The 22,251-nt window shown below is 58.7% G+C and carries 19 protein-coding genes; 9 read left to right on the top strand and 10 right to left on the bottom strand.

Translation table 11 applies throughout. The annotated features are described in order from the left end of the window. Positions 1-316: 316 nt before the first annotated feature. From HMPREF3098_RS00835 to mptB, 4 genes are all read right to left on the bottom strand, one after another. Positions 317-1,381 (bottom strand): COX15/CtaA family protein, encoded by a 1,065-nt coding sequence (locus HMPREF3098_RS00835; protein WP_246815795.1) that lies wholly within the window; start codon positions 1,379-1,381, stop codon positions 317-319. A gap of 42 nt (positions 1,382-1,423) precedes the next feature. Further along, complete coding sequence (locus HMPREF3098_RS00830; protein WP_035113163.1) at positions 1,424-2,224, bottom strand: ABC transporter permease; 801 nt, start codon at positions 2,222-2,224, stop codon at positions 1,424-1,426. Beyond that, on the bottom strand, positions 2,225-3,265 hold the full coding sequence (locus HMPREF3098_RS00825; protein WP_083283866.1) for an ABC transporter ATP-binding protein: 1,041 nt from the start codon (positions 3,263-3,265) through the stop codon (positions 2,225-2,227). A gap of 161 nt (positions 3,266-3,426) precedes the next feature. Then, entirely contained in the window at positions 3,427-5,223 is a 1,797-nt protein-coding gene (gene mptB / locus HMPREF3098_RS00820; RefSeq protein WP_141739617.1) for a polyprenol phosphomannose-dependent alpha 1,6 mannosyltransferase MptB, read from the bottom strand. Between the two features lie 384 nt (positions 5,224-5,607). Here mptB and HMPREF3098_RS00815 point away from each other — a divergent pair, with 384 nt between their 5' ends. Genes HMPREF3098_RS00815 through HMPREF3098_RS00785 form a run of 7 tightly spaced genes read left to right on the top strand, consistent with a single transcriptional unit; the run spans position 5,608 to position 11,941 of the window. Next, positions 5,608-6,285 carry a helix-turn-helix transcriptional regulator gene (locus HMPREF3098_RS00815; protein WP_070433630.1) on the top strand — a complete coding sequence of 226 codons (678 nt, stop codon included), beginning with the start codon at positions 5,608-5,610 and terminating at the stop codon, positions 6,283-6,285. A 4-nt stretch (positions 6,286-6,289) separates the two neighbouring features. Next, positions 6,290-7,720, top strand: coding sequence for a Fe-S cluster assembly protein SufB (gene sufB, locus HMPREF3098_RS00810; RefSeq protein ID WP_070433629.1), 1,431 nt, complete (start codon positions 6,290-6,292; stop codon positions 7,718-7,720). 5 nt (positions 7,721-7,725) lie between these two features. After that, a complete protein-coding gene (gene sufD, locus HMPREF3098_RS00805) occupies positions 7,726-8,931 on the top strand; it encodes a Fe-S cluster assembly protein SufD (RefSeq protein ID WP_070433628.1) in 1,206 nt (401 codons plus the stop codon). 53 nt (positions 8,932-8,984) lie between these two features. Continuing rightward, positions 8,985-9,743 (top strand): Fe-S cluster assembly ATPase SufC, encoded by a 759-nt coding sequence (gene sufC, locus HMPREF3098_RS00800; protein ID WP_035113168.1) that lies wholly within the window; start codon positions 8,985-8,987, stop codon positions 9,741-9,743. Between the two features lie 24 nt (positions 9,744-9,767). Continuing rightward, complete coding sequence (locus HMPREF3098_RS00795; RefSeq protein ID WP_070433627.1) at positions 9,768-11,012, top strand: cysteine desulfurase; 1,245 nt, start codon at positions 9,768-9,770, stop codon at positions 11,010-11,012. Continuing rightward, on the top strand, positions 11,012-11,470 hold the full coding sequence (gene sufU / locus HMPREF3098_RS00790; RefSeq protein ID WP_035113171.1) for a Fe-S cluster assembly sulfur transfer protein SufU: 459 nt from the start codon (positions 11,012-11,014) through the stop codon (positions 11,468-11,470). Before HMPREF3098_RS00795 ends, sufU begins: the two co-directional genes overlap by 1 nt. Before the next feature lie 54 nt (positions 11,471-11,524). Next, complete coding sequence (locus tag HMPREF3098_RS00785) at positions 11,525-11,941, top strand: metal-sulfur cluster assembly factor (RefSeq protein WP_070433626.1); 417 nt, start codon at positions 11,525-11,527, stop codon at positions 11,939-11,941. A gap of 51 nt (positions 11,942-11,992) precedes the next feature. Here the strand turns inward: HMPREF3098_RS00785 and HMPREF3098_RS00780 are convergent, their stop codons facing one another. After that, on the bottom strand, positions 11,993-13,384 hold the full coding sequence (locus HMPREF3098_RS00780) for a lycopene cyclase family protein (protein WP_168155964.1): 1,392 nt from the start codon (positions 13,382-13,384) through the stop codon (positions 11,993-11,995). A gap of 204 nt (positions 13,385-13,588) precedes the next feature. Between HMPREF3098_RS00780 and HMPREF3098_RS00775 the strand changes: the two genes are divergently transcribed. Then, positions 13,589-15,220 carry an ABC-F family ATP-binding cassette domain-containing protein gene (locus HMPREF3098_RS00775; protein ID WP_070433624.1) on the top strand — a complete coding sequence of 544 codons (1,632 nt, stop codon included), beginning with the start codon at positions 13,589-13,591 and terminating at the stop codon, positions 15,218-15,220. An 11-nt stretch (positions 15,221-15,231) separates the two neighbouring features. Here the strand turns inward: HMPREF3098_RS00775 and HMPREF3098_RS00770 are convergent, their stop codons facing one another. From HMPREF3098_RS00770 to HMPREF3098_RS11160, 5 genes are all read right to left on the bottom strand, one after another. Beyond that, a complete protein-coding gene (locus HMPREF3098_RS00770) occupies positions 15,232-16,602 on the bottom strand; it encodes a PFL family protein (RefSeq protein WP_083283865.1) in 1,371 nt (456 codons plus the stop codon). A 13-nt stretch (positions 16,603-16,615) separates the two neighbouring features. Further along, the gene (locus tag HMPREF3098_RS00765) at positions 16,616-16,885 is read right to left on the bottom strand and encodes an ACT domain-containing protein (RefSeq protein WP_070433623.1); all 270 of its coding nucleotides are present in this window, start codon (positions 16,883-16,885) and stop codon (positions 16,616-16,618) included. A 96-nt stretch (positions 16,886-16,981) separates the two neighbouring features. After that, positions 16,982-17,779: a glutamine amidotransferase gene (locus tag HMPREF3098_RS00760; protein ID WP_083283863.1), complete on the bottom strand. Its 798-nt coding sequence runs from the start codon at positions 17,777-17,779 to the stop codon at positions 16,982-16,984. A 27-nt stretch (positions 17,780-17,806) separates the two neighbouring features. After that, positions 17,807-19,351, bottom strand: a complete 1,545-nt coding sequence (locus HMPREF3098_RS11165) for a DUF6537 domain-containing protein (protein ID WP_141739616.1) — start codon at positions 19,349-19,351, stop codon at positions 17,807-17,809. Then, positions 19,314-21,446 (bottom strand): thiamine pyrophosphate-dependent enzyme, encoded by a 2,133-nt coding sequence (locus tag HMPREF3098_RS11160; RefSeq protein WP_070433621.1) that lies wholly within the window; start codon positions 21,444-21,446, stop codon positions 19,314-19,316. The genes HMPREF3098_RS11165 and HMPREF3098_RS11160 overlap by 38 nt, the downstream gene beginning before the upstream one ends. A gap of 289 nt (positions 21,447-21,735) precedes the next feature. Between HMPREF3098_RS11160 and HMPREF3098_RS00745 the strand changes: the two genes are divergently transcribed. Then, positions 21,736-22,245 (top strand): Lrp/AsnC family transcriptional regulator, encoded by a 510-nt coding sequence (locus tag HMPREF3098_RS00745; RefSeq protein WP_035113176.1) that lies wholly within the window; start codon positions 21,736-21,738, stop codon positions 22,243-22,245. The last annotated feature ends 6 nt before the right edge of the window (positions 22,246-22,251 follow it).

Below are 22,251 nucleotides of genomic sequence, written 5' to 3'. Positions count from 1 at the left end.
TCACCGCCTGACCCTTCCACGCGTTTTTGTTGGATTTCTGCTGCACATTGTGTGACCTAGCTTGCGGGCGGCAGGCACCACACCCACGAAAAGGTTAAACAATCAAGAGTTATTGTCGCTGAGTAGGTCCAGGATTACGCTTGTCGGCGGCAGGCATCCCGCCCCACGGCTTACGCTCACGATCGGCAGGCACCCCGCCCCACGCCGTACGTTGTCGGCGGCAGCCAAACCGGGGACGCGCAAGATCAGCAGCCAAACCGGATCAGCAGACCGCAAACTGCCAGCGGGCCCCACCGGCCCCGAGAGGGTTATTCGGCTAGCTGTCGTAGCTGAGGACTTGCTCCTGGTCAGCTTCGACAGAACCGCACAGCGTGGCGTCGCCCCCAGAAAGACGCGCAGTCAATGACCACAGGAAACCCATTAGGGCGGTCAGAATGCCCGAGCCGATGACGTGAATGGGGACAGTCCACCGCGGTACGCCCATCCAGTATTGCGCGATACCAACGATGCCTTGGAAGACGATAGCGGCCACTACGCACAACGCCGCCTTCCGAACATCACGATTGGCCTTGATCGTGAACAGGCCGGCCACCAGCCCCAGGATCAAGCCCAGGTAGAGGTACATCGAGTGAGCGTGAATGTGCGCGATCTCTACGAGAGGCACCTGCAAACGGTGCTCAGGTAAAACCGCAGCATCGCCAGCGTGTGGGCCGGAGCCGGTCACTAGAGTGCCGGTGAACAGTGTGATACCCAGCAATGCGGTCGCCGCGTTGGTGGAAATGATGAGCGGGCGAGGCATCTGGTAGTACAGCGTGCCGTCATCGGGCTCCCCAATGCGGATCACTAACCGGGCGGCCAGCAACACCAGCAGCATCGACGGCAGGAAGTGCATGGCTACTGTCCACCACGCCAGATCCATGCGCACCGAGATGCCGCCCAGCACGGCCTGAATGATGATGCCGATACCTTGGAAAAATGCTAGGTGCAAGATGGCGTTTCTCCGTGCGGCTCGGATCACGCTAATGAAGGTCACGAGGGCTGCGATAACCAGAACGAATGTCAACATCCGGTTGCCAAACTCGATGGCTTGGTGGATCCAAGGCGCAGCGCCGGCGACCGGAAAAAGTGAACCGGGATGGCACTGCGGCCACGTGTCACAGCCCAATCCGGAGCCCGTCACGCGCACGAGAGCTCCCGTGAACGTGATGCCCGTTTGGCATATCAACAAAATAATAGCGAAGAGGCGCTGCCGGTGGATCGAAGGGACCTGGACGGGCTTGGGCAACCCGAACTTACGGTCCATCCTGTGCACCCAGCTGTACAAAGCTACGAGTGCCTTGAGGAAGGAATTGGATTCCCGAGCCACACGATCTTGCATCATTTGAATCACAAGCTCAGACTAACGCAGCCGAGGTACGGTTCGTTAATCGCTTTCCATCGTGAACCGGAAGAATCTCCGCGCAGCAATCACCCCAAAGAAAGTCCACACCAATAGCACTGCTACAGCCCACATGTTCACCCCACCACCTGTCACGGCGGAGTGAAAACCCTCCGATAAAGCCACAGATGGAATCATCATCAGCGCATAGCGTGGGACCGTAGCTAGGTTGTCACCCATCATCGCCACATATACAGCCGTTCCTAGCAACACGAACCAAATGGTATTGGCCAGTGCCAGGACCATCTCTGAGCTTAATGTGCCTCCTAGTAGCAGCCCGGCACTGGTGAACGTGGTCACTCCCAGCACCAGCATGATGAGACCCCCCGGCACCGTGCCCCAGCTGGGTTCCCAGCCCAGAACCACGGCCACCACCGACAGCACCAACACTTGGAGCATCACGACCACGGTCACCGCCGCTACTTTGCCGCCAATCAGCGCCCAGGTTGGCACTCCGCTAGCACCAATCCTCTTCAGTGCGCCATACCGGCGGTCAAAGGCAACCGCGATGGCTTGCCCCGTGAATCCGGCGCCCATCACGGCGATTGCCAACGTCATCGGGAAAATGCGCTGCACGGGGTCCGCGAGGTCGTTCACTCGGAATAGGGATAGCCCCACGAGCATTGCCACCGGGATCACCATGGACAGCAGTTGTTGTTCTCCATGCCGGAGGAACAGCAATGCTTCGATTTTTGCCTGTGCCGCCACGATCTTGCTGGACTTTGCCAGTCGCGGTGCTGGAGTGAAAGTATCCACGGGGAACCGCTGGGCTTCGTGCGTGTTCATTTATCGCATTTCCCTTCCGGTGATATCCAAGAAAACATCCTCCAAGCTGCGCTTATCCACTTCGATGCTGCGGATCAAGATGTCATGCTCGGCAAACTTCGCGGTCAGCAGCGCCAATGCTGCTGGGGTTACGTCCAGGTGCTTAAGCTCCCACCAGCCAGGCCGAGTGGCGGTCATTTCAATCTTCGACTCGTCCAGCTCTTCTCGCACGACCTGCGCCAACCATTGCACATCCCGTTGCGAATCAGCCAACTGGAACGTCACACGCCGGGGTGGGTTTTGCGTCTGTTTTTTAACCTCGACGCCACGCTCCGCCCGATTCTCGTTCCGTATATCGGTTCGCAGTGACCCAACTTCACCGCTGATGATCTGCTCGGTGGTGCCGCCAGCCACTAGTTGGCCACGATCGATGATGTAGATTCGGTCGGATAGGTTCTCAGCTTCATCCATGAGATGAGTGGTGAGGACCACGGAGGCACCATCGCGCCGCAGGGCTCGAATCAATTCCCAGACGGCTAGGCGAGATTGGGCGTCCAAGCCCGCGGTTGGTTCATCCAAGAAGACCAGCTCGGGGCGCCCGACGAGTGCGCACGCCAGTGATAAGCGCTGCTGTTGGCCACCCGACAGTCGGCGGTAAGGGGTTTTCGCGTGCTTGGTCAACCCCACGGTCTCCATTAGCCAGCCGGGATCCAATGGGTTGTCGTAGTAGCTGGCCACCAACCGAATCATTTCACCCACTCGGATACCTGGATAAGCACCACCGCCTTGGAGCATCACGCCTATGCGTGCACGAACCTCATCGGAATTCGTGGATGGATCAAGGCCAAATACACGGACGGTTCCAGAATCGGGGGAGCCGAAACCTTCGCACATTTCGATCGTGGTGGTTTTACCGGCGCCATTAGGGCCGAGGATTGAGACTACTTCGCCCGCATTTACGTGCAGGCTCAGGTGATCGACTGCAACGGTTGCGCCGAACTTCTTGACCACGTTATCCAATTGCAGGATGGTCTGGGATGAAGGTTCTGCCGTGTTCACAATGATTCAGTCTAGGTCGTGCCCAGACATGTGGCAGACGCGAGGTAGCTAACAGGCGATCGGACTGGGCTGCACGCCAGTTCAGGAAACACCTCGGGCCTGTTCGAGAGGCTGGAAACAGCTGCTCTAGGCAATCCAGCCGGGCATTTTTTTCAAGGGCAGTGTTACGACCGTTCCATTGCCGAGCGGTCGTCAAAGAACAGGGATTCACGCAATTGCGGTCGGGTGCGCACCAGGTGCCATAGCACCAGCGCAAAGAGCAGGAATAATCCTGCGGACATCACATAGATGTACACCACGGTGCCGGGGGGCAAGCTTAGGCCCCGGGGCAGAATGAAGAAACTGAATGCTACGGAATAGCCCACCGCGAAGACGTGAAAGAAATGCCGGTTAGCCCATGCTGCCAACGGCAAAATGGCCCAGAGCAAGTACCACGGATGCACGACGGGGAAGAAGACCACGAGGAAGAAGGTAGCCACACCCAATCCTCCTACCGGGTGAATACGGCCCCGGAAGGATGCAAAGAGCATACGGATTACCCAACTTATTCCCACTAGCAATCCAAGTAACCGGGCCACCGCCAAGGCAGATTGCTGATGGTCACCCAACCCCAAAAGCATGCCTAGGAGGCTACTGGCTAGACCCAGTACAGAAGATATGGACATCCACGAGACCACCTCAGCCGCCCCGCCTTGAGCCGTAGCCCAGCCAAACCCGACCCCCGTTCCCAGGGAAACTACGACCGCCGTCACGGCAGCAATAGTCACCGTTAAAGCTGCGGCTTTCCCCAGGTCCAACCAGCTTCCGCCAAACCACCGGGCGATGGCGACCCCGGCGAAACCCAATCCCATCAGCGCTGTCACCTTGACTAACCCCGCTCCGGTAATCAGGGTAAGGCCCAATACAAGCAGGATCCACCGGCTGGCCATCGGGCGGGATTCGCTGTCCGTGCCACGCAACACCAATTCCATACCAGCCAGCAGCAGGCCCATCATCACTGACTCATTGTGGATGCCTCCGATGAGGTGCAGGATCACCAGTGGGTTGAGTATGCCGAGCCACAGTGCCGCTTGCCCTGGCACAGCGCAGCGACGCGCCAATCGCACCAAGGCCCACCCGGCCAGCACAATGCCGAGCAAAGAGACCAAGCGGTGGGCGATTATTCCTCCGAGAATTGAATTGCCCGTCACCAAGCTAATAACAGCGGAATATCCCAGGGCGACCGGACCGTAAGGAGCAGGGGAATGCGCCCACAGCAATGGCACAGATCTAGCCAGGGGATCCTGGATCCCCAGCAAGTCAACAGGCCCCGCAGCATACGGGTCCATTCCTTTGGCCGCGATAGCACCCTGGGCTAGATATGAGTAGATATCCTGCGTAAACATGGGCGCGGTAAACAAGATGGGCACAACCCAACAGGCCAAGATGCGCCATAGTGTTCGTTCCGGTACCAGGTAGGTATATCGGCGCCGTGAATTCCTGGACGGCGGTAACGCAAAGGGTGTGAGCAGCAGCCATGCCACCACCAGCGCTCCAATTCCCAGGAATACAGCAACAGTCGAGGTGTGTAACAAACGCGAGAGGAATGATCCCAGCGGCAGATTCCAATACGGGTTGTCCACAACGGGGAACGCGCCCGCGCCCAGTCCACCGAGAGCCACCATGACTGTTCCTAGGCATCCCAGCCATGTAGATAAACGCAAACGCAGCACGTGGTGGGGTTGTAGTTTCGCCACGGGGTGGGATGAAGCCGAATCCAGTTGGGCGTCGGAACCAAAAAGAACCCCAGGCCCGTCGACCGGTGGAGCATGCAACAAAGCCGCCCGGGAGCCTGCATACCCAAGGCGTGGCAGGGTCTCACGGATGGAGCCGAGGTGTGGGGAGCGAGGGGCTTTTTTCTTATCGACGCCACGCTGACCCGCGGCATCAACCGGAGTGGAGTTCGAGTCAGCTTGGTTCATGGTTGCAAAGTGTAGTGGGCGAGTGCGGCACCGGCGACGACCACCACGCCAATGAACGTAAAGGGGTGACCACCGGCCCGAAAAGGTGGCCCCGCGCTACACCCGAGGGTATTGGTAAAGCCCAGCTAGCGAACGACGGCGGTACATAAGGCAACATCCTGATAGCCCCACGCTACACCCGCGAGTATTAATAAAACCCAGCTAGCGGGCCTAAATAGGTTTACCTTAGTGGACAGGGGGAATTATTTAAGACACACTCGTGTTGTCTAATCATGACAGGGGAATGCACTGAGTGACTTATGTGGCTGAGTGCGTTCACCACACGCTCACACAAGCCGAGGTGGCAACGGCGGTACAGAATGAGGAAGAAGGTGACAACGCTCAATGGAGACAAATAGGCCCGTTGACGGAGACACCCGCCACCGCATCTTGCTGCACTTACTGCGCAACGGTGCGACGAGCGCTGCTGATATCGCCGAAGTCTTTGACTTCAGCACAGCCGGTGTTCGACGCCACTTGGATAACGTCGTTGCTGATGGGCTGGCAGAGGCCGTGGATGCCCCACGATCCGGCCAGCGCGGTCGACCAGCGAAGTTGTTCCGTCTCACGCACGAAGGCCGTGCGCAGTTCGGGCATGATTACGACAGTCTGGCGCTGCTTGCGCTGCAAGCATTGAAAGATGCTGGAGGCGAAGCGGCGGTGGAAGATTTTGCGGCCAAGCGCATAGCCGAGGTCCTCGGTGACCTACCGACGAGTGCAGAACCGCAAACAGATGGCGATGTGGAGGAGCGCGCCCAAGCGATCGCTAAGGCGCTCACCGAACGCGGATACGCTGCTACCGTGGGGCACGCCGCCGGGGGTGTGCAAATCTGTCGCCATCACTGCCCAATCCAGGATGTCGCGCAAGAGTTTCCCGAGCTCTGTGCGGCGGAACACCGGGTGGTTGCGGAGCTACTCGGTCAACATACCCAACCTTTGGCCACGATCGCCGATGGCAACGGTATTTGCACCACCCACATTCCGCTGACAACCGTTCACCCTTCACCTACGAAGGAGAAATAAAGTTATGACTCAAGCTGCACAAAAACCACAGTCAGATGAAGAGATCATCAATTCCATCGGTGCCTACGGCTATGGCTGGCACGATAAGGACGACGCGGGTGCGAGTGCACGCCGTGGCCTGAGCGAAGAGGTCGTGCGCGACATCTCCGCAAAGAAGAGCGAACCAGAATGGATGCTGGAGCGTCGCCTGAAGGCACTCGACATCTTCGACAAGAAGCCCATGCCAACGTGGGGTGCTGACCTGTCGGGCATCGACTTCGACAACATCAAGTACTTCGTTCGGTCCACCGAAAAGCAGGCCACCAGCTGGGAGGATCTGCCAGAGGACATCAAGAACACCTACGACAAGCTGGGCATCCCCGAGGCCGAGCGCCAGCGCTTGGTTGCCGGTGTGGCCGCGCAGTACGAGTCTGAGGTTGTGTACCACCAGATTCGTGAGGACCTAGAAAGCCAGGGCGTTATTTTCGTGGACACCGATACCGGTCTACGCGAATACCCAGAGCTGTTTGAAGAGTACTTCGGTACAGTTATCCCCTCCGGCGATAACAAGTTCTCCGCGCTAAATACCGCAGTGTGGTCCGGTGGCTCCTTCATTTACGTCCCCAAGGGCGTGCACGTGGATATTCCGCTGCAGGCTTACTTCCGCATTAACACCGAGAACATGGGCCAGTTCGAGCGCACCCTGATCATTGTGGATGAGGACGCCTACGTGCACTACGTTGAGGGCTGTACCGCCCCAATCTACAAGACCGACTCGCTACACTCCGCTGTGGTCGAGATCGTTGTGAAAAAGGGTGGCCGTTGCCGCTACACCACGATCCAGAACTGGTCGAATAACGTATACAACTTGGTGACCAAGCGCACCAAGTGTGAAGAAGGCGCCACCATGGAGTGGGTCGATGGCAACATCGGATCCAAGGTGACCATGAAGTACCCAGCAGTATGGATGACGGGTCCACACGCAAAGGGCGAAGTATTGTCCGTTGCCTTTGCTGGAGAAGGACAATTTCAGGACACGGGCGCCAAGATGAAGCACCTCGCGCCCTACACGTCGTCCAACATCGTATCCAAGTCTGTGGCTCGGTCCGGTGGCCGTGCAGCGTACCGCGGATTGGTCGAAGTTCACGCGAATGCGCACCACTGCGCCTCCAACGTGGAATGTGATGCGTTGCTGGTCGATTCCATCTCGCGCTCGGACACATATCCCTACAACGACATCCGCAACGACCACGTCACCTTGGGCCACGAGGCCACCGTTTCTCAGGTCAGCGAAGATCAACTGTTTTACCTGATGAGCCGTGGCATCGAAGAAGAGGAAGCCATGGCCATGATCGTACGCGGATTCGTTGAGCCAATCGCCAAGGAGCTGCCAATGGAGTACGCCTTGGAGCTCAACCGCCTCATTGAACTGCAGATGGAAGGATCGGTGGGTTAAGACAGATGACCACCCAGTTAAAGGAAACCGAACCACAGATCACCCCGGTCAAGGCCGGTACCGGTCACCAAACCAAGGGAGATCGCTTCACTTCCTATAAGACCGACGACTTCCAGGTTCCCCATGCCAAGGATGAGGACTGGCGTTTCACCCCTCTGCGCCGTTTGCGTGGTCTGCACGACGGCTCGGCCGCAGAAGGGACTGCCACGCGAATCACGGTGGATACCGCTGGTTCCGATGCTGTGCAGGTCAGCACCATTGACAGTGACGACGCCCGTTTAGGGCGCGCAGGCGCGCCCGTGGACCGCGCTGCAGCTCAAGCGTGGGAAAACACGTCACAGGCCAACTACGTTCTCGTGAAAAAAGACGCAGTCCTCGACAAGCCCGTCAGTATCACCATTGACGGTCCGGGTGAGGATGCAGTCTCTTATGGCAACCTGTTGGTCGAGCTGGAGACCCACGCAGAGGCCGTTGTCTACATCCGCTACCAGGGGTCCGGCGCACACTCTGACAACGTGGAATTCGTTGTCGGCGATGGCGCCAAACTGACCGTAGTAGTTTTCGAGGACTGGAAGCGTGACGGCGTGCACCTGTCTAACAGCCACATCCTCGTTGGTCGCGACGCGACGGTGCGCCACTACTATGCTGCTTTCGGTGGCGAAGTTGTTCGCGCGGTACCGCACGTGCGTTATACCGCACCTGGTGGCGACGCTGAGTTGCTGGGACTGTACTTCGCCGATGCGGGTCAGTACTTCGAACAGCGGTTGCTGGTAGATCACTCCATTAAGAACTGCCGTTCCAACGTGCTGTACAAGGGCGCGTTGCAGGGTGAGCCCGGGAAGCAAGCACGTTCCCGCGAAGCCCGCACGGCTTGGATCGGCGACGTTCTGATCCGCCCCGAGGCCACGGGCACCGATACGTACGAAAAGAACAACAACCTGATCCTGACCACCGGCGCACGCGCGGACTCCGTGCCGAACCTGGAGATTCAAACGGGTGAAATCGTGGGTGCGGGACACGCTGCCACCGTCGGTCGCTTCGACGACGAGCAGATGTTCTACCTGCAGTCCCGAGGCATCCCGCAGGCCCAGGCCAAGATGCTGATTGTGCGCGGATTCTTCACGGACGTCATCAAGCGCATCCCTCTGCAAAGCATCCGTGAGGAGCTCGAAGCCAAGGTGGAAGAAGAGCTGTCCACCACCGTCCTCTAACAGCCCTTCTAGTAAAACCCCCCTTGCTTAGCGAAAGGTACATCGAACACATTATGAGCACTCTCGAGATCAAGAACCTGCACGCCCAGGTCGTTCCCGCTGACGAAAACGAAGATCCAAAGCCAATCCTCCACGGCGTTAACCTCACCATTAACTCCGGTGAAACCCACGCCATCATGGGACCAAACGGTTCCGGTAAGTCCACGTTGTCCTACGCCATCGCTGGCCACCCACGGTACGAAATCACTGAGGGTGAGGTCCTTTTGGACGGGGAGAACCTGCTGGATATGGAAGTAGACGAGCGGGCTCGCGCCGGCCTGTTCTTGGCTATGCAGTACCCAGTTGAAGTTCCGGGTGTATCCATGGCAAACTTCCTGCGTTCTGCAGCTTCTTCCGTCCGCGGGGAAGCTCCAAAGATCCGCGAATGGGTCAAAGAAGCCCGTGGCGCAATGCAGGAACTGGACATCGATCCATCCTTCTCCGAGCGTTCCGTCAACGAAGGCTTTTCCGGTGGCGAAAAGAAGCGACACGAGGTTCTGCAGCTGGGTCTGCTCAAGCCTAAGTTCGCAATTTTGGACGAGACCGACTCCGGCTTGGATGTGGACGCCCTGCGCGTAGTCAGTGACGGCATCAACCGTTATAAGGAGCGCGAGAACGGTGGTGTACTGATGATTACCCACTACCAGCGCATCCTCAACTACGTGAAGCCCGATCACGTTCACGTTTTTGCCGGTGGCCGCATCGTCGAATCCGGCGGGCCGGAGCTGGCTCAGCAGCTCGAGGCCGAAGGCTACGAGAAGTTCGTCAAGTAATTCAAAAGGAGTTTACCCCTTCCCATGAGCACATCATTGGACACCGCAGCGATCAGGAAGGATTTCCCGATCCTGTCTCGCACCGTCCGTGATGGCCGCCCCTTGGTCTACCTAGACTCCGGAGCGACCTCACAGCGCCCGGTTCAGGTTCTCGATGCAGAACGTGACTTCCTTACGCGTTGCAATGCGCCCGTTCACCGCGGTGCGTATCAAATCGCCGAGGAGGCCACGGATGCCTACGAGGCCTCGCGTGAGGACATCGCAGATTTTGTGGGCGCTGACTATCCAGAAATCGCCTTCACGAAAAACGCCACCGAAGCACTCAACGAGGTCGCGTACATCCTAGGTGATGACCGGGCGGGGAAGTGGCAGGTCACATCCGAAGACGAGATTGTGGTCTCTGAGCTCGAACACCACGCCAATCTGGTGCCGTGGCAGGAGCTGGCCCGGCGCACGGGGGCCACGCTGAAGTGGTATTCCACCACTGAGGATGGCCGGATTGATCTGGATTCCCTAGAACTCACCGATAAGACTAAGGTCGTAGCGCTAACCCACCAGTCCAACGTCACCGGCGCTGTCCTGGACGTCGTAGAGGCCGTTCGCCGTGCGCACTCCGTTGGGGCACTTTTTGTTCTCGACGCCTGCCAATCCGTTCCTCATATGCCAGTGAACTTTCGTGAGCTCGACGTAGATTTTGCGGCTTTTTCCGGTCATAAAATGCTGGGCCCAAATGGTGTTGGAGCACTCTACGGAAAGCAGGAACTGCTTTCCGAACTGCCGCCATTCCTCACCGGTGGATCCATGATCGAAAAGGTAACTATGGATGGTTCCACGTTCACGGAAATACCCCAACGGTTTGAGGCAGGCACCCAAATGACCTCCCAGGTCGTGGGCTTCGGTGCAGCGGTACGTTACCTTCGCGAACTGGGCATGGCCAATGTTGCAGCGCACGAAAACAAGCTCACCGCATACGCATTGCAGAAGCTGTCCGCCATCGACGGACTACGAATCATAGGCCCTACTGAGGCTGTGGACCGAGGCAGTGCTATCAGCTTTGTCGTCGACGGCATCCACCCGCACGATCTGGGACAGGTCGTTGACGATCAAGGTGTGTGCATCCGGGTCGGACACCACTGCGCATGGCCCGCACACACGTGCTTGGGAGTTCAGGCCACTGCGCGCGCCAGCTTCTACATTTACAACACCCTTGACGAGGTGGATGAGCTGGTGGCAGCAATCCACAAGGCAAAGGAATTCTTTGGAGCATAATGAAGCTTGAACAGATGTACCAGGAAGTAATCCTGGATCACTACAAACATCCGCAGCATGCTGGATTGCGCGATCCCTTCGATGCTGAGGTTCACCACGTCAACACCTCGTGCGGCGATGAGCTCACACTGCGGGTGAAAATCAGCGACGACGGCAAGACCGTCGAAGATGTCTCCTACGATGCGGTCGGATGCTCAATCAGCCAAGCTTCCACGTCAGTTATGGCTGAGGAGATCGTGGGCCAGCCGGTTGAGGAGGCGTTCGCCAAACTTGCAGAGTTCGAAAAGATGGTGACGTCCCGTGGCAAACTTGAGGGCGATGACGAAATCATCGGCGATGGCGTGGCCTTTTCCGGTGTATCGAAATACCCAGCCCGCGTGAAATGCGCCCTACTGGGTTGGAAGGCCTTCGAAGCAGCGTCCATCGATGCGGGTGTGGAGCGCCCGGCGTCGGAATAAAAAACCGAGTAACCAGAAACAACGGTAATGCCCCCGCGAAAGGAGCAACCCGCTATGACCACAGAAGATGGAAATCAAAACCCCTCGGCTCCAGAAATGGATCCATCACCGCTCAACGACGTCCCACAGCCGCCTGAAAATCCCACGCAGGAGCAGGTAGAACTGGCTGGGAAAGTAGAAGAGTGTCTGCTCGATGTGATTGACCCGGAGCTCGGCATCAATGTGGTGGACTTGGGACTGGTCTACGACGTCTGGATCGAGGACACGACGGCCGTCATCAATATGACGCTGACATCCCCAGCATGTCCTCTGACCGACATGCTGGAAGATCAGGCGCAATCCGCTGTGACGGGTGGGGTCGACGAGATCACGGACATGCGTATCAACTGGGTGTGGACACCCCCGTGGGGCCCGCAGATGATCAACGAAGAGGGCCGTGAGCAGTTGCGTTACTTGGGCTTCTCGGTCTAAAGGAACCCGTCCGGTTCACCCACTCTCGTGGTGGGTTTGTCCGGCCAGGGCTTAGTTATCCTCGGCGTGCGCCATCCGTTGCTTAACTGCACGGTATACGCTCCGGGGGTTTTTCCATAGGGGTTGTAGGAATGGATGTCGCAGCCCAGTTTCCTTTCGCAGGGACCACATGGCCTTCATCACCTCGACGCCATTATGCCCCGTGAGGTACGCCAACTGTGTGGTCTGGGGCATTTTAAAGAAGCAGTCAAAGAAGTCTGCGAGTACGTATTGATCAGCGCGGGCGATGAGTTCGCCTCCGATTTGGCGCAGCACGAATGCCAGTTCGGCGTGCAGTCTTTGAGCTACGAGACTTGAGCGAGCAGTTTTGCCTTCAAGCTGGTCCAGTACTTGGTCGACCGCTTGCAGCGAGGCACCCACGCTGTATCCCGTAGCGGGGTGAATAAGGCCACCGCGAGCACCGAAGTAGATGGTGATAGGTGTGTTCTTATGGGCGCTCTCGCGGTGGCTTCGGCGGTGGCTTTGGATCCTCCCGAGGGGGGTTTTGCGGGGGCGGTACCACGCACGTGCGCGCGTGGCCATGGGAATGGCAACTTCTTCGATGCGCACTCGTGGCGCGGATTCGACGAATGCGTGCAGCTCGGGGTCGGTGAGGCGATTGTCCAACCGGTTCCGCAGCGCTGCCAGTAATTCCGTTGGTTTCCGGTGCGTGGTCAGTACCGTCTCCTCGATGAGGATGCCATCATCGACGGGTTGAATGTAGACGAAGCTGGGTGGGAAGTTCGCGTTTGCCGCCGGTTGAGTCCAGTCCATAAAACGAGGCTGGGGCGCTGATGGAGGAGTCCCGGGTTCGGCGGAGTGCTGGTAGACGTATCCCACGGCAATTTGCCACAGTGCCACGTCAGTGTGGGCGGCACCGTGGGCGGCGACGATCGCCTCCGGTTGTGCGCCGGATGTCAAGGTGGGGGCGTTGGAGTGGATGATGAGTTGCCCTGCTGCGGCGGCCTCGCGAAGTGCGGAGAGCATCCTGGGGTTGTCCATCATGCGGTAGCGGTAGGGAAGTGTGCGTTCGGTGAAGGCGCACTGTTTGTCAGTGTGCTGTGCCTCAATACGCCGGGCCTCAATGTGCTGGGCCCCAATGCGCCGTGCCTCAATGTGCTGGGCCTCAATGCGCCGTGTGGTGGTCCTGCCCGTCGATACGTGTTCGACTGGAGTCGGCCCCGTGATAGAGAGCCCCGGAGTGGTTCGCACCGTGACTTCATGTGGCGGACGGAACCACTCATCCGCCCAGGCGGGCACGTCCGTCTCAATCACACCGTAAGTCGCGGGCCAGGTGAGCCGGGGCCACTTGGGCTCGGTGGCTGTGACGTGGTGGCCGCGCGCGAGAGCCCGCAATGCGAAAGCAGTGCCCGCTGGGCCAAGACCTTCAACGTGAATGTGCACGCTCGCCATTGTGACACGTTCAGGTTATTGCAGCGTCGCTGTCGTAGTTTAGGGGGTACACGGGCGTAGACCAGATGTGCACGCCGCTGGCTCGGTTATCCCTACTAGCCGTATTGGCCGAACGGTGGTTGCTTACGATCTGGCTGGGTAAGGCAGGGCAAGTCATGCACTCGTCATGAGGGTGGGCTGATAGGGTGATTCGTTGTGATTGTGACTAATGACCTCGAGGTGCGCGTGGGGGCTCGCACCCTGTTGAACGCGCCCGGGCAGCTGCTGCGAGTGCAGCCGGGAGACCGTATCGGACTTGTGGGGCGCAACGGTGCAGGCAAGACGACAACCATGCGTATTCTCGCTGGTGAAGGCGAGCCATACGGCGGTTCAGTCACCCGCAGCGGTGAGTTGGGATACCTGCCACAGGATTCCAAAGAAGGCGATATCAACCAGACCGCGCGCGATCGAGTGCTGTCCGCGCGTGGACTGGATCAGATTCGCCGCTCCATGGATAAGCAGCAGGACATTATGGAGACTACGTCCTCCGATTCTGCCCGGGATGCTGCGATCGCCAAATACAGCCGCATGGAGGAGCGCTACCATGCACTCGGCGGATACGAGGCCGATAGCGAAGCTGCTCGCATCTGCGATGCACTGGGGTTACCGGAGCGCGTACTGGACCAGCAGTTGAAGACGTTATCCGGTGGTCAGCGCCGCCGCGTGGAATTGGCGCAGATTCTCTTCGCCGCCACGAGCGGATCGGGCCGCTCTGCAACCACCTTGTTGCTTGATGAGCCCACCAACCACCTAGACGCCGATTCCATCACGTGGTTGCGCGACTTCCTGTCGAAGCACGAGGGTGGGCTGATCATGATCAGCCACGACGTGGAGCTGCTCGAAGATGTCTGCAACAAAATCTGGTTCCTTGATGCGGTTCGTGGCGAGGCCGACGTATACAACATGGGTTGGAAAAAGTATCTCGACGCCCGCGCAACTGACGAGGCACGCCGTCGGCGGGAACGTGCGAATGCCGAAAAGAAGGCGAGTGCCCTGCGCCAGCAGGCTGATAAGTTGGGAGCCAAAGCTACTAAGGCAAAGGCGGCCAAGCAGATGGCGGCCCGCGCAGAACGCATGATGGGCGAGTTGGATGAGGTTCGTTTGGAAGACCGCGTAGCGTCCATTAGTTTTCCCGAACCTGCGCCGTGTGGAAAGACCCCGATGAACGCCAAGGGACTGACCAAGATGTATGGCTCCCTAGAGGTATTCGCGGGTGTGGACCTAGCTATCGATAAAGGCAGCCGGGTGGTTGTGCTGGGCTTCAACGGTGCGGGTAAAACCACGCTGTTGAAGCTGCTCGCCGGAGTGGAACGCACTGAAGGTGAGGGTGGAATTGTCTCGGGATACGGCCTCAAGGTGGGATATTTCGCTCAAGAGCACGACACCATCGACGGGGAAAAATCCGTATGGGAAAACGCCATTGCTGCGTGCCCCGATGCAGGTGAACAGGACCTGCGCGGTCTATTAGGCGCGTTCATGTTCAGTGGCGAACAATTGAACCAGCCCGCCGGGACGCTTTCCGGTGGTGAAAAAACCCGCTTGGCCTTGGCCACGTTGGTGAGCTCGCGCGCCAATGTGTTGTTGCTGGACGAGCCCACCAACAACTTGGATCCCCAATCCCGTGAGCAGGTCCTCGATGCATTGCGCACCTACACGGGTGCGGTGGTGCTAGTCACTCACGACCCGGGTGCCGTCAAAGCCTTGGAACCGGAGCGGGTAATCGTGCTGCCCGATGGCACCGAGGATCTATGGTCGGACGAATACATGGAAATCGTTGAGCTGGCTTAAGCCCCGCCAGGTTAGTTTCGGAAACCGTGCACCGGTGCCGGAATGAATCCACCGCGCAGGATGAAAGCGTCATTTCCCTTCGTGTTGACGGGAATCACCGGGGCATAGCCTAGGAGTCCACCGAAGTTCACTTCGTCACCCGGCTTGGTGCCTGGCACTGGGATAAGGCGGGCAGCAGTGGTCTTATGGTTCATGACACCAATGGCAGCCTCATCTGCGATCATGCCCGCGATAAGCTCCGCGGATGTATCACCGGGAATCGCGATCATGTCGAAGCCAACGGAGCAGATGGACGTCATGGCTTCGAGCTTGTCCATGGAAATCGTACCGGCACGCACCGCATCGATCATTCCTTGATCCTCGGATACGGGGATGAAGGATCCAGACAAGCCGCCCACGCGTGAGCAGGCCATCATGCCTCCTTTCTTCACCGCGTCGTTCAGCAACGCCAGAGCGGCTGTGGTGCCGTGGGTGCCCACTTGTTCCAAGCCCATGCGCTCCAGGATGTGTGCGACGGAATCGCCAATCTCCGCGGTCGGAGCCAGGGACAAATCGACGATGCCAAATGGTACGCCCAGCCGCTGGGCCGCCAACGTACCCACCAGCTGGCCCGCGCGCGTGATCTTGAACGCGGCCTTTTTGATTTCTTCGGCCACCTCATTGAGGGAGGCCCCTTGGAGAGAACCAATGGCGTTATCGACCACACCGGGGCCCGAAACACCAACGGAGATCACGGTATCGGGTTCTTCGATGCCGTGGAATGCGCCGGCCATGAACGGGTTGTCCCCAACGGCATTTGCGAAGACCACCAGTTTGGCGCAGGCGATAGACGATTCGTCTTTGGTGAGCTGCGCGGCTTCCTTGACTACCTTTCCCATGAGCGCGACGGCGTCCATGTTAATACCAGCCCTCGAAGTAGCAACGTTGACCGAACCGCACACCGAGTTAGTGGCGGAGAGGGCCTCTGGCAAGGAACGAATCAACCGTTCATCAGATTTGGTTGCCCCTTTTTCGACGAGTGCAGAGTAGCCGCCGACGAAGTTGACACCCAGCTCGCTAGCAGCCCGATCCAGCGCCTTGGCGATATCCACGGGATCCCCGTCAACGCCCGCGGCCACGAGCGACACGGGTGAGACGGAAATCCGCTTATTGACAATTGGAATGCCGAGTTCGCGTTCCAGTCCTTCGCATACTTCCACAAGCCGCGCAGCTCGGGTGGTAACGCGATCATAGACGGCCTGGCACGTTTCCTGCATCGTGTTGCGCGTACACCCGATGAGGGAGATCCCCATGGTGACGGTGCGGATATCAAGACGGTAGTCCTCAATCATCTGAATGACGTTGAGGATATTCTGGGCGCCGAGTTTCACATCGCTAGACAACCGTATGCACCCCTTAAATCTCGTTCATGGAAGTGAACAGGTCTTCCGACTGGATGCGCACGATCACGCCCAGTTGCTCGCCGACCTCGGCCAGATGCTTCTGCAGACCTGCAATGTCGGGGCGATCTTCGTCGATATGCACCCGCATGATCATTGTGAAGTAGTTGTCCATGAGGGTTTGGGACACATCCAGGATGTTGAGATTTCTGTCTGCCGCGGCGGTCGCCACTCCTGCGATGATGCCTACCCGGTCATGCCCAGTTGTCGTGATGATTGCGTTCATAGGTGGCAGTGTAGTCACCGCCTACAGAGCTACCCCGTGGCGGGGGACGTCACCGTGAAGCCGACCGCGCACACCCTCACTTACGCATACCCGCACTTACGTATGGGCCTGTGCGGGTGTGTCCACATCAGCGCGGGATCCGGGTGTGTCCTCATCAGCGCTGGAACGGTTGCGACAATATTCCACGAAGCGGCGCAACAAACTATTCGCGTGGGAGGTATCGTGTCCGTGCAGTCGCGCGTACGTTTCTGCCAGCTGGTCAGGATCGCAATATCCGGCATTTTCGTAGAACGACAGGCGGGTGCGGATAGCGGCATCATCCATTTCAGGATGGAATTGACTGGCCCATACATGTTCGCCGAAGCGGAACAACTGCGCCGGGCACGAACGCCCATCGGCCAACAGGGTAGCTCCGGTTGGTAACACTTCCACGCTATCTTTGTGGCCGGTCATTCCGTAGAACACTCCAGGCAGATCCTGGGTGAGGGGATCGGTCAGGCCAGCCTCAGTCAAAACAACCTCCGATAACCCCGGTTCCTCCGCGTGGTCCGCTGTAACTTTCCCATCCAGATAGTGCGCTAGCATGCTGGATCCGTAGCAGGCCAAGAACATGGGCAGATCACCGCGCACCCCATAGTCAACGACGAAGTCCGTGAGCCGGCGGGAAACCACGTCCTGCCACTCGCCATAGGCCTCTGGCGTGGAAATAGTGAAAGGCGAGCCACCAATGAACACACCTTCTACATGAGCGAATTCCCCCAGGGGCGCATCTGCTGTGCGCAGCGCACGCTGTTCCAACTCCTCGGGCTGCAATCCGGTGAAGCGCAAAAAGTCCGCATATTCAGCTGCGAGGACGTCTTCACCCTCTCGGGGGCACAACAGTACGAATGTCATGCCCCCAACTTTAACAGACCGCTTGGTCTAGTTTGGTATTTCTGCCCCAAACTCGTCAGCATGGTTCTCCACCTCACCGCGGGCAGCCACCAATTCCTCAAGTAGCGCTCGGCCCGAGGTCAACTTCAGTTCTTCGTAACCACGCACATCATCGGCACCCAGCGCCAACTGATATGCTCGCTCCAGCTGTGCAGCCGATTGCGCTCCTTCTGCTAAGGTCAGCACGGTTTTCTCGTACTCATCTCGCAGTTCCCGCTCCAGTCGGCGCACCTGCGCGTAGCCAAAGACGTCCCACTTAGTGCCTCGCAGCGGCTTCATCTTTGCTAGCCCCTTGAGCATCGGACCAGCCCAGCGTCGAGGCAAATCGACCTTCTTCTCCATACCCAATGCCCGCAACACCGGTGGGTGCAGCTTAAAGGTCAGCGTGTCCGCGGCCTCTGGGCCGAACTCTCCAGCCACGTAGTTCTCGAACCCCTCATCGGTTGCCAAACGGGCAACCTCATATTCGTCCTTGTAGGCCATGAGTTTGAACAACCCCTGTGCGAACGCCCCTGTCAACGCGAACCGGGACCCGCTCGGGGCAGCAAACCCTTCTGCGCCAGCCCCCATGCGATCCTTGCCTCGGACCTCCGCACGGACCATCCGGGATAGCGCGGTCAGGTAGCGCAGGGCGTCGGCCTTCGATCCCCATCGCTCCAGCTCATCGACATTTACGGCGATGGTCTCGATCAGCGCATGTTCCTCCGACAACGCTGGCAACTGTCCGGCGACGTGGCGCACAGTAGCTGGACGAGCACGCACCGTCAGGAAGTCCTGCTGACTGCGGTATTGTTCCACCAGCTGCTCCACGCGTTGCGGCTCGGCGATAATCATCCGTCCCCAACGCAGGGCTTGAATGTTCTTGTCCACGGATTTTCCATTGGCTTTCAGTGCCCGCTCTATGGCATCCACGCTGACCGGCACTGCTCCAGCCTGCAGCGCCATACCCAGCGCCACCATAGTCTGGTATGTTGTCGCGCCCAGCACCGCTTGGGAAACCAACATGGCATCGGTGACGACCTTGCGGTGCGCACTTTCGGCTATGGCCTCCGCCAGTTGCACTCCATCTGGCCGGTGGGCGGTTACATTGGTCACCATTCGGCCGGTCGGGCTATTCGAGCTGGAAACCACCGCTGTGGTCCGTTCACCACTGCATACCTTGAGGGTGTTCTCTTCCGCACCGGTCACACCGTCTAGCGCAAACAGCAGGTCCGCACCGCAGGTCGGCACAGCTCCGGGCAGATCCAGCGGAAGAGCAGAAATCCGCAGGTCGGAGATCACTGATCCACCCTTTTGCGCCAAACCTGTCATATCGTTGCCACGCACATACCGGCCATCCAGCTGGGCTGCTGTCGCAAGTACCGCAGCCAACGTCAACACACCCGTTCCGCCTACACCAGACACCCGCACATTCCACGTTTCATCCGCCACCGCATGCAGGTCGGGCATCGCGGGCCGGGGCAGGTCTGCCAATTGCAGGGTGGGCACGTGGTAGCTATCTTGATTTACCGACGCCCCCCCTGGTCCCCGCACGCATTCCCTGCGGGCCACCGATCAGCCGGTCGCCCCGTTTTCCGCCTGGCTCCACGGTCACGGTGGTGAACGCTGGACAGTCTCCGCTGAGGCAAGAGAAGTCAGCGTTGCAGCTAGTCTGGTCGATCTTGGTTTTGCGACCAAATTGTGTGTCCACGGGTTGGACGGATAGGCAGCCTGACTTAGCACCGCAGTCACCGCAGCCTTCACAGATACGTTCATTAATAACCACCTTGGTGGTTGATTGTTCTAACTTCCCTCGGTTACGGGCACGGCGCTTTTCAGCGGCGCAGAACTGATCGTGTACCAACACGGTAACCCCTGGGGTAGTGGCCAACTCTGCTTGTACCTCACTAAGCTGCGCCCGATCCCGCACGTCGACATCGGAGAGGTGCCTGCGCAGCTGCCGACAGGTGCGCCGCAAGTCGTCGGAGGTGACCACAATCTTCGCAGGGCTTTCGGCCTTCACCATGTCAATGAGACCTGCCAAATCGGGCTGCCCTACCGGATCCTGTCCACCCGTCATTGCGACGGTCCCATTGTGCAGCAGCTTGAGTGTGACGTTGACGTCGGCCGCGACCATAGCGCGCAGCGCCAACGACCCGGAGTGTAGGAACGTGCCGTCGCCCATGTTCTGCACTAGGTGCTTTTCTTGCAGGAAGCTCTGCATCCCGATCCAGTGCGCACCCTCCCCACCCATTTGGGCGGTGCCGATAACATCGCCCACCCGCTCGGTATCCATCAACATGACCATCGCGTGGCAGCCGATTCCAGCACCCACCAGGGTGTCTTCGCTGGCACGGGTGGAGGCATTGTGCGGGCAACCCGAACAAAAGTGGGGCACACGGTTGGCCACGTTAATGGGTAACGAAATGCGAGTAGGCCCGGCAGCGGGGGGAGCAATATCAATGCCTGCATCGCGCAGCGCACGGGCCAACTCCGTCGCGGGGTTATTGAGGTGGTGGATCTGCGGGTGCACCTTGGCGCCATACATCGTGGTGCGGACAGTTTCATGCAAGAACGTACCCAGTTCCTCCACCACGATGAGCCGGTCTAGCCCTTCCGCGAAATGTTCCAGCTCCGCCTGATCCAACGGCCACGTCATCCCCAGGCGCAGCACACGAACGTGGCGGGGGATTCCGGAAGGCGTTTCCTCAATGAGACCCTGGGCCAAGCGGCGCAGTTCCTGTTCCACTTCCAGTGCACAGTTCCCTGCGCAAATGATGCCCACCTTGTCGGCCGATCCCACGTGCAGGAACCTGTTGAGCGCGTGCTCACGGGAGTATTCCAGCGCACGCTGTAAGCGCACTCCACTGCGGGTGGCGTCGAGCTCCAAGAGGCGCTTGCCCAGCAAACGGGCGTCCGGTGTGTGTACATCGTTAACGACATCCGGGGCCAGTGGGGCGCTATCGAGCGTTACCGTGCTGGAGCCATCGGCGACGGCCGTAGTCACGCGCAGGGATGTCCACAGCCCGGAATAACGAGACATCCACACGGCATGGTTTCCCAGAGCTAAGATGTCACTGGAATCTGCGGGCACCAGCGTAGGCATGCCCAGATCCGCTAACAAGCGGGAAGAATTGGAAGGTACGGTGGAAGATTTGGCTGTGGGATCATCACCGCAGATCGCAACCGCACCACCTTTGCCGCTGGTACCGGTGAGGTTCGCGTGCCGCAACGCATCCGCCGAACGATCCAAACCGGGTGCCTTGCCATACCAGTAGCCAACCACTCCTTCGATACCCTCGCGTAGCGTGCCCACCCCAGTCAGCTGGCTACCGGCCACCGCTGTCGCGCCGAGCTCCTCATTTACTGCGGGCTTGTGGATGACATCGAACTCCGCCAGGAGCTTCCCGCGGCGCGCCAGCTCTAGGTCGTACCCTCCCAGTGGAGAGCCCTCGTAACCAGAGACGAAACTGGCGGTTTTTAGCCCCCGGGCCCGGTCCGCCAATGACCGATCGCGGATCATGCGAACGAGTGCTTGAATGCCCGTGAGGTGGACCGATCCGGTATCCGCAGTGTACTTATCGGCCAATACATCCCGACTTCCCGTGGAGCGAGGCAGGGTAGTGCTTCCTGGCACGGTGGAGGTCATCGTCATCACCTACTGTTCTCGGCGTTGGTTGCTGGTAGTCGCAATCCTCTCGTGTGTTGTGGATCACAACTTTGCCCATACGCTATATCGCACACCTTTGGCTGGAAAACCTTTTCTTCGGCACGCTCCCACTTGTGCAGAGTTGTTGGGGCGACGCCACGCTGGGCATTGCCATTGGCCATCTTTGAACCCTCGTGGAGAACCACACGCACTACGGGAGAGGGGATAATAATAGCCATTTATCCAACATGAACACGGGATAATTTTGGCGTCGATACAATAAGCAAGTATGAAAAAGACCACCCGCAACCCACTTGATTCCGTCGATGCAGCAGTACTGCGACTGTTGATGCAGCAGCCAAAGGCCGGGGTGCGTGAGTATTCACGGCAGCTCGGGATGGCTCGCGCAACGATTCAAAATCGGATCGATAAGTTTGTGGAAAGTGGCACCATCAGGGATTTCGCTCCCCATTTAGATCTGGCTCAACTGGGTTACCCCCTCAGCGCCTATGTGTATTGCACACTCGATCAGCAGGATCTAGATGCCGTCGTGGCGAAGATCGCGAAGATACCTTTCGTCAACCAGGCCGATTCCATGGCGGGCGAACTGGATCTGGTGTGTAGGGTAGTGGCGCGCGATCACGAGCATTTGGAAGCCATTAGCCAAATGTTCCTCACGATTGAGGGTGTGCAAAGAATCCGGACTGACATCGTTCTACGCCATCGGATCCCGTTCCGCAGCGCGCAATTGTTTGAACCAGAATCAACCACGCCCAGTACTGAGGGAAAGCGCCACTAACGCAGG

Source organism: Corynebacterium sp. HMSC28B08 (genome assembly GCF_001806865.1).
Lineage (GTDB): Bacteria > Actinomycetota > Actinomycetes > Mycobacteriales > Mycobacteriaceae > Corynebacterium > Corynebacterium auriscanis.
Note: the sequence above shows the minus strand (reverse complement) of the source record. Positions and strands in the feature narration are given on the sequence as shown.